Origin of the sequence: Aliiroseovarius marinus (genome assembly GCF_004360145.1) — a bacterium.
GTDB lineage: Bacteria > Pseudomonadota > Alphaproteobacteria > Rhodobacterales > Rhodobacteraceae > Aliiroseovarius > Aliiroseovarius marinus.
In genome coordinates this window covers 1-7,869 of sequence record NZ_SAIT01000032.1, presented here as the reverse complement: position 1 = coordinate 7,869, position 7,869 = coordinate 1, and the positions used below count along the sequence as shown (strand labels likewise).

Sequence of the window (7,869 nt, the reverse complement as noted above, 5' to 3'; positions counted from 1 at the left end):
GCGGTGAGAAACGGAAAGGGCGGGGAAATTCCCCGCCCTTTCGCGTTGATCAGCTCTGAATTGCCATGTCACTGAACGGAGGAAATCCCGGACGAAATCCGCGGGTTTTTGTGAGGTGCGTGGCCTTCAATGTCGGCCACGTGGATCACAGCGGATCGCGCCCTGAAAAAACTTTCGTATTCATTTGCAGAAAGCTTTGCGTTCCACGGTGTCATTCAACTACTGGATGGGACATGTACGACGCGAGAACCATACTTGTAGCAACGGCAATCGTTTTTGGAACGGGAGCCTTCTGGGGGTTCTATTGGCTGCCAGTTCGTGCGCTGACAGATTTGGGGTTGCCGGGGGCATGGGGAACGGTCGCAATCACGTTCGCAGCGACGGTTGTGCTGTCGCCCGTCGCGTTTGTAAATTGGCGGAGCTACAGTCAATCCAGCCCCGTTGCCCTTCTCTCTGTCGCACTAGGCGGTGCAGCTTTCGCGCTTTACTCGGTTGGTTTCGTCTACGGTCGGGTCGCGATCATCATCCTGCTTTACTTCCTGACACCGATCTGGAGCACGTTGATCGGTCGCTATGTGATGGGGTGGGCCACGCCGCGTTTGCGCGTTCTTGCCATCGCGGTTGGTTTGGCGGGGCTTACCGTGATGCTGAGCGCGAATGGAGAAGTGCCTCTGCCAAAAGGCGTAGGCGAGTGGATGGCCCTTTTGGCTGGGTTGCTCTGGTCGATTTCCACCACTGGGATCCGGGCGAAGTCGACCCTCAGGCCGATCGAGGCAGCGTTCATCTTTGCGTTTGGCGCAACGATTGCGGCCCTCGTTCTTGCGCCCTTCCTAGAGGCCTGGCCAGGCCGGACGCTTCTTGAGGATCTCTGGCAAATATTGGGCTTGGCGTTCGTGACCGGTGCCATCTGGTGGGTGCTGTCAATCGCGAGCTTGATGTGGGCGACCGTTCGATTGGAGCCCGCGCGTGTTGGCATTCTTTTGATGGCTGAGGTGCTTGTTGGGGCGCTTTCCGCAGCGTTGCTCGCAAACGAGCACCTGACATTTGTCGAGATTATTGGCGGAGCGATGGTTTTGTGCGCGGGCATCCTTGAGGTTTGGCCCGTGCGTCGTACCGGTTCCGCGCGCACCCATTAATGTTCCAGAACAGAGCATTCCAAGTTGGTGATAATCGCAGTTCTGGCTTACTAGCCTTTCGTGTTCAAGGTTACAGGGCGGAGATGTCTCCGCCCTGCGCTGCATTCTGTCGTGCTTACGCGTTCAACAACAAATGCTGGCGTTCCCACGGCGAGATTTCGCGCTGGTATTCCTCGTTCTCGGCCCATTTGATGTCCGAGTAGAGCTTGCAGAACTCTTCGCCCAGAACATCGCGCATCTCTTTTGCCTCGTCGAATAGCTCCAACGCAGCGCGCAGGGACGCGGGTAGGGGATCTTGCACTTCCCAGACCTCTTTAACGGCTTCGGCGCGCGGCTCGACCTTGTTCTTCATGCCCAGATAGCCACAGGCCAGCGAGGCCGCGATCGAGATATAGGGGTTCGCGTCCATCCCGATCACGCGGTTTTCCAGACGGCGCGCGGCTGGGCTGGAATGCGGGACGCGCAGGCCTGTCGTGCGGTTGTCGCTGGCCCATTCAAGGTTCGCGGGCGCCGATTGTCCGTCGACAGTGATCCGCCGGAACGAGTTCACGTAGGGCGCAAACAGCGGCACCACATCCATGATGTATTTCTGCGATCCGCCGATGAACCAGCGGAACAAGTCCGAGGCTGATCCGTCTTCGTTTGAGAAGATATTCTTGCCCGTCTCTGCGTCTACGATCGACTGGTGCACATGCATAGCGCTACCCGGCTCGTCGCGGATCGGCTTGGCCATGAAGGTAGCGAAGACGCCGTTTTTCAGGGCAGCTTCGCGGATGGTGCGTTTGAACAGGAAGACCTGATCGGCCAGATTGATCGGGTCGCCGTGGTTTAGGTTGATCTCGATCTGACCGGCGCCGCCTTCCTGAATGACCGTGTCGATTTCAAGCCCCTGTGCTTCGGCAAAGTCATAGATCGTGTCGATCACCGGGCCGTATTCGTCGACAGCAGACATCGAATAAACCTGACGACTGGCGCCTTTGCGTCCGGTGCGGCCGATGGGTGGCTCAATCGGCTCATTGGGGTCGTGGTTGGGCTTGGTCAGATAGAACTCAAGCTCGGGCGCGATGACGGGTTTCCAGCCCTTCGCGGTGTAAAGATCAACAACGCGCCGCAACAGCCCGCGCGGCGAAACCGCCAGCGCCGAGCCGTCGCGGTTATACATGTCACAGATGACCTGCAGCGTGACATCTTCCGACCATGGCACAGCGCAGGCCGTAGACATATCAGCGCGCAGCACGACATCCCGTTCAACCCACTGGTTTTCAATGTCCATATCGACATATTCGCCAGAAATCGTCTGATAAAACAGAGAGATAGGCAGGGCCAGATCGGTCGCAGGATCAAACTTCGCGGCAGGCATCGCCTTCCCGCGCGAGGTTCCGACAATGTCGGGGATGATGCACTCCACTTCTTCGATGCGACGCCCATCTGCGTAGGCGACAAAATCAGCGGACAAGTTCTGGGCCCAATCCAAGGGGCGCTTTCGTGACATCAAAACCTCCTTCGGCGTCGGATGTCACGCGACGCCGGATTTCATAACAATAGTTCGTGCTGAATATTTGATCAAATTATTGAGAAGGTCAATGGCTCGTTTTCGTCTGCGCTTTTCGCTCGTACGCGGGAACGCTTCGCGCTAGGCTCCGATAAAATATCCAATCTGGGGAGATTTGAGACATGAAAACATTGATGACGATCCTCTGTGCGTCGCTGGCAGGTAGCGCAGCTTTTGCAGCTGACCATTGCGCCGCTGGTAAGACGCTGACCGACGGCGTGCTGACCATCGCCACCGGCAATCCCGCCTATTACCCGTGGGTCATGGACGACGCCCCCGAAAGCAAGCAGGGGTTCGAGGCCGCTGTGGCCTATGCCGTTGCCAATGAGATGGGCTTTGCGGATGACGCAGTGACCTGGGTGCGTACGTCGTTTGACGAGGCAATCCAACCCGGCGCGAAGAATTTCGACTTCAACCTGCAGCAATACTCGATCACACCCGAACGGGAAGAGACAGTCGATTTCTCGCTGCCCTATTACAGCTCGGCGATGGCCATCCTGACTACCCAATCGGTGGCCGAGAAGATGGGCGAGCCGACGATGGAGGCTTTGAAGGGGCTGCTTTGGGGCGCAGGGGCTTCGCATACGGGCGCATCAATGGTGGGCGAGGTGATCGCCCCGGATCAGGACGTGCTGCTGTATAACGACAACACCGATGTGACCGCGGCGCTGCAAGCCAACCAGATTGATGCGGCACTGTTTGACCTGCCGACCGCGCTCTACCTGTCTGCTGTTGTGGTCGAGAACGGCGCGCTTCTGGGCCAATTCCCGGCAGATCGCTCGGAAAACCCGGACCAGTTTGGCCTGCTGATGGCCGATGGCAGCGCCTTGAAGCCGTGTGTGGATGAGGCGATCCAAGCCCTGACGGATAGCGGCAAATTGGCCGAGATCGAGGCCGAGTGGCTGCAAGGCGCCACTGGCGTTCCGGTCATTCAGTAAGGCGGATAGCACGCAGAATGACGAAGGCAGACGAAAACCCGGCGATGCCGGGGCGGCGCGCGCAGTATGAAGCTGCGTTGCGCCGCCGTTCTATGTGGGTCGCGGGTGTCTCGACCAGTTTGGTATTTCTGGCCATTCTGGTGCTGGTGCCTCTGGCACCCGGCTGGGAGGCCGTGAAAAAAAGCTTCTTCAACTGGGGTGTCTTTTCCAAGACCTTCCCGGGGCTGTTGGACGCCTTTCTATTGGATATCGCCATCTTCGCATGGTGCGCGCCGCTGATCGCGCTGCTGGGACTGTTCGTTGCGATCTGCCGCGACATCCAAAAGCCCGCGCTCTACCCGCTGCGCCTGTTCGCAACTGTCTATACCGACGTGTTTCGCGGGTTGCCGGTCATTCTGGTCATCTATCTGGTGGGCTTCGGCATTCCCGGTCTGGGCCTGCCGCGCCCGTGGAACTCGCCCTATATCTGGGGCTCTTTGGCGCTGATCCTCGTCTATGCCGCCTATGTGGCCGAGGTCATTCGATCGGGCATCGGCTCGATCCACAAAAGCCAAAGCTCGGCGGCGCTGTCGCTGGGCCTGTCGAACGCCGACACCATGCGCTATGTGATCCTGCCGCAAGCCCTGCGTAACGTGCTGCCCGCCAATATGAACCTTGTGGTTGCGCTGCAAAAAGACGTGGCGCTTCTGTCCTTCGTTGGGCCGGTCGAGATCTTTCGGCAGGCAGGCGTCTATAAATCGCTCTACGCCAATTTCACGCCCTATGTGGGGGCGGCGATTATCTTTCTGGCGATCACCATCCCGATGACGCGGTTTGCTGATCACTTGATGAACAAACGCCGCAAGCAGGAGCAGTAAGCCCATGCTGTCGCTACGAAATATCCAGAAGAGCTTCGGCGATCATCACGTGCTGCGCGGCATCGATCTTGAGGTTGCGAAGGGCGAGATGGTGTGCCTGATCGGCGCGTCTGGTTCGGGCAAGTCGACGCTTCTGCGGGCGGTGAACCTGTTGGACCCCGTCGATGATGGCGAGATCTGGTTTGATGGCGTGGACATTGCCGAGCCAGGGCTGGACCCGCAGCCGATCCGCCAGCGCATCGGGCTGGTGTTCCAGTCCTTCAACCTGTTTCCCCATATGTCGGCGGCGGAGAACGTCATGCTTGCCCCGCGCCGGGTGAAGGGCCTGTCCCGTGCTGCACAACGGGGCCGTGTCGAGGAATTGTTCGACCGTTTCGGCCTCGGCCATCGGATCGACCACTATCCCGACCAGCTCTCAGGTGGGCAGCAACAGCGCGTGGCGATCATCCGTGCGCTCGCCATGCAGCCTGACATCCTGCTGTTTGACGAGATCACATCCGCGCTCGACCCCGAACTTGTGGCCGAGGTTCTGGACGTGTTGCGCAGCTTGCGTGCCGAGGGCATGACCATGATCCTCGCCACCCACGAAATGGGCTTCGCGCGCGAGCTGGCGGACAAGGTGTGTTTCTTGGAAAGCGGTCGTATTCTGGAGGAGGGCACACCGGCCCAAATCTTCGACGCCCCGCGTGAAGAGCGGACACGGCAGTTCTTGTCTCAGGTATTGTAGAGGCAGGCAGGCTTAACGCCAGAAAGCAGCCCACTCGGTCAGATCAAGGAATTTCTTGGCGAGAAACAGTAGGTTTTCGGCGTCCCAGACCACAACATCCAGCCCGATCAGCAGCAGGATCACTGCGCCCAGAATGATGGCCAACTGATTAGTCACGTAGAAGCTCCTGCCTGTTGTTAGCGATTATGCAAGCCGCACCGGTGGGGGCAAGGTAAAACACGCAGGTTAAAGAAAACCCCCAAGGGCAGGGCCATTGGGGGTTCTCAGAGTTGCATTTTCAGGGGTGGCTTACAGCGAGCCCATCTTCACGGCCAGATCGCCCATGCGGGTCGAGAAGCCCCATTCGTTGTCGTACCAGGCCAGAACGCGCACCAGACGACCGCCGATGACCTTGGTCTGGTCAGCTGCAAAGATCGAGCTTTCTTCGGTGTGGTTGAAGTCAGTCGAGACCAGTTTCTCTTCCGTGTAGCCCAAAACGCCTTTCATGGCGCCCTGCGACTGCTCTTTCATCACGGCGTTCACGTCTTCGACGGTCACGTCCTTTTCGACCACAACGGTCAGGTCCACGGCCGAGACATTCGGGGTCGGAACGCGGACAGCCGAACCGTCCAGCTTGCCCTTCAGGGCGGGCAGAACCTCGCCCAGAGCTTTCGCGGCACCGGTCGAGGTCGGGATCATCGACATGGCGGCGGCGCGGGCGCGGTACAGGTCTTTGTGGCGACGGTCCAGCGTCGGCTGGTCGCCGGTGTAGGCGTGGATCGTGGTCATGATGCCGCTTTCGATGCCGAAGGCGTTCAGCAGAACTTTGGCCACCGGGGCCAGACAGTTGGTGGTGCAAGAGCCGTTCGATACCATCACGTCGGAGGCTTCCAGCATCTCTTCGTTCACGCCGCAGACGATGGTTTTGTCCACATTGGTGCCGGGGGCCGACAGCAGGACTTTCTTGGCGCCACGCTCGAGGTGCGGTTTGGCCTTGATGCCGTCGTTGAAGTTGCCGGTGCATTCCAGAACAACGTCACAGCCGTCCCAGTCCAGCTCGTTCATGTCATAGGTCGACATCATCTGCATCGGGCCTTGGCCCACGTCCATGGTGCCATCGCCCAGAACGACGTCGTTCGGGAAGCGGCCATGCACGCTGTCATATTTCAGAAGATGCGCTGCGGTTTCCAGCGGGCCGGTCGCGTTGACCTTGACCACTTGGATGTCTTCGCGTCCCGATGCAGCGATTTGCGCCAGGGTGCAGCGGCCGATACGACCAAATCCGTTGATACCGACTTTGACGGTCATGGGTGTTTCCTCTTTCTCATGGCGGCATGCGTGTACCGCGAGGGGTGTTCAGACTTGCACGCGGTATACCGTTGACTGCAGGGCCACCCAACCCAGAAAACACCTTCCGTAGCAGCATGATAGCGAAAACATATGTTATCCCATGCGTAGGGCCTACAGGTTAGCGCAAACCTTCACGGGGGCGAATTATTCTAGCGGACAGACAGTCCTGCCCTTGCCCTTCAGGGTGGTTTCGCTAGATTCGCCCCAAGATGAGTACAATGAGAGTGAAGGCGGTACGATGAGCGGTTTGATTGCACTTCTGGACGACGTGGCGGGCATCGCGAAAGTCGCGGCAGCGTCAATTGACGATGTCGCGGGGCAGGCGGCCAAGGCCAGTGCCAAAGCGGCGGGTGCGGTGATCGACGATGCTGCGGTGACGCCGAAATATGTGCAGGGTTTCGAAGCCAAGCGCGAGCTGCCGATTATTGGGCGCATCGCGTGGGGCTCGATCAAAAACAAGCTGATCATTCTTCTTCCTATCGCGCTGCTTCTTTCCGCCTTTGCGTCCTGGGCGATTGCACCACTTCTGATGCTGGGCGGGGCCTATCTGTGTTTTGAAGGGGCCGAAAAAGTCTGGCATACGCTTTTCCCGCACGAGCATACGTGGGATCACGCCGAACATGACGAAGGCGATCCAGCCCATCTGGAAGAAGCAAAGATTGCCGGTGCGATCAAAACCGATTTCATCCTGTCGGCTGAAATCATGACCATCATCCTGTCAGGTATCCCGAACAGTAATTTCTGGATGGAGGCCGCCACGCTGGCGGTCGCGGCTGTGGGCATCACTGTGGCGGTCTATGGCTCTGTTGCGTTGATCGTGAAGGCGGATGACTTCGGCCTCTATCTGGCCAATAACGCGCGGCTTTCGGTGACGCAGGCGCTGGGGCGCGGGATCGTGAAGGCGATGCCTTATGTCATGAAACTACTGACCATTGTGGGCACTGCGGCAATGATCTGGGTCGGCGGCTCGATCATCGTGCATGGGCTGCACGAGCTGGGCTGGCATCTACCCTATGACACCATTCATCACATGGCCGTGGCTGCCGCCCATGCGGTGCCGCAATTCGCGGGCGCGGTGGAATGGGCCGTCACGGCGGCACTGGATGGCGTGCTGGGCCTTGCGCTTGGCGTGCTGATCATTCCCTTGGCAACATGGGTGATCGGCCCGATCTGGGGCGCGATCTTCAAGGGCAAAGCTTAAGTTGTCGGCTTTGACCGGCTGAGCAAAAACAGCCCGCTGAGGACAATGACAGCACTGCCTGCCAGCGTCATCATGTCTGGGCGTTCGTGGAACTATAAAGGGCGGCGCAATATTGGACCACGGTAGCGC

At 58.9% G+C, this 7,869-nt stretch carries 8 protein-coding genes; 5 read left to right on the top strand and 3 right to left on the bottom strand.

The window, feature by feature from the left end; all coding sequences use genetic code 11:
- Positions 1 to 233: 233 nt before the first annotated feature.
- Complete coding sequence (locus EOL43_RS15235; protein ID WP_133489772.1) at positions 234 to 1,136, top strand: DMT family transporter; 903 nt, start codon at positions 234 to 236, stop codon at positions 1,134 to 1,136.
- Positions 1,137 to 1,251: 115 nt separating this feature from the next.
- On the opposite strand, the gene EOL43_RS15230 is transcribed toward EOL43_RS15235, so the two are convergent.
- Entirely contained in the window at positions 1,252 to 2,628 is a 1,377-nt protein-coding gene (locus EOL43_RS15230) for a glutamine synthetase family protein (RefSeq protein ID WP_133489771.1), read from the bottom strand.
- 182 nt (positions 2,629 to 2,810) lie between these two features.
- Here EOL43_RS15230 and EOL43_RS15225 point away from each other — a divergent pair, with 182 nt between their 5' ends.
- Genes EOL43_RS15225 through EOL43_RS15215 form a run of 3 tightly spaced genes read left to right on the top strand, consistent with a single transcriptional unit; the run spans position 2,811 to position 5,210 of the window.
- A complete protein-coding gene (locus tag EOL43_RS15225) occupies positions 2,811 to 3,626 on the top strand; it encodes an ABC transporter substrate-binding protein (protein ID WP_133489770.1) in 816 nt (271 codons plus the stop codon).
- 17 nt (positions 3,627 to 3,643) lie between these two features.
- Positions 3,644 to 4,483: an amino acid ABC transporter permease gene (locus tag EOL43_RS15220; protein ID WP_240686574.1), complete on the top strand. Its 840-nt coding sequence runs from the start codon at positions 3,644 to 3,646 to the stop codon at positions 4,481 to 4,483.
- A 4-nt stretch (positions 4,484 to 4,487) separates the two neighbouring features.
- Positions 4,488 to 5,210 carry an amino acid ABC transporter ATP-binding protein gene (locus tag EOL43_RS15215; RefSeq protein ID WP_133489769.1) on the top strand — a complete coding sequence of 241 codons (723 nt, stop codon included), beginning with the start codon at positions 4,488 to 4,490 and terminating at the stop codon, positions 5,208 to 5,210.
- Positions 5,211 to 5,222: 12 nt separating this feature from the next.
- Here EOL43_RS15215 and EOL43_RS15390 read toward each other — a convergent pair whose 3' ends face one another.
- Both EOL43_RS15390 and gap read right to left on the bottom strand, forming a co-directional pair.
- Positions 5,223 to 5,366: a hypothetical protein gene (locus tag EOL43_RS15390; RefSeq protein WP_166636267.1), complete on the bottom strand. Its 144-nt coding sequence runs from the start codon at positions 5,364 to 5,366 to the stop codon at positions 5,223 to 5,225.
- Between the two features lie 132 nt (positions 5,367 to 5,498).
- On the bottom strand, positions 5,499 to 6,497 hold the full coding sequence (gene gap / locus EOL43_RS15210) for a type I glyceraldehyde-3-phosphate dehydrogenase (protein ID WP_133489768.1): 999 nt from the start codon (positions 6,495 to 6,497) through the stop codon (positions 5,499 to 5,501).
- 280 nt (positions 6,498 to 6,777) lie between these two features.
- Here gap and EOL43_RS15205 point away from each other — a divergent pair, with 280 nt between their 5' ends.
- Positions 6,778 to 7,740 (top strand): DUF808 domain-containing protein, encoded by a 963-nt coding sequence (locus tag EOL43_RS15205; protein WP_133489767.1) that lies wholly within the window; start codon positions 6,778 to 6,780, stop codon positions 7,738 to 7,740.
- Positions 7,741 to 7,869: the final 129 nt, after the last annotated feature.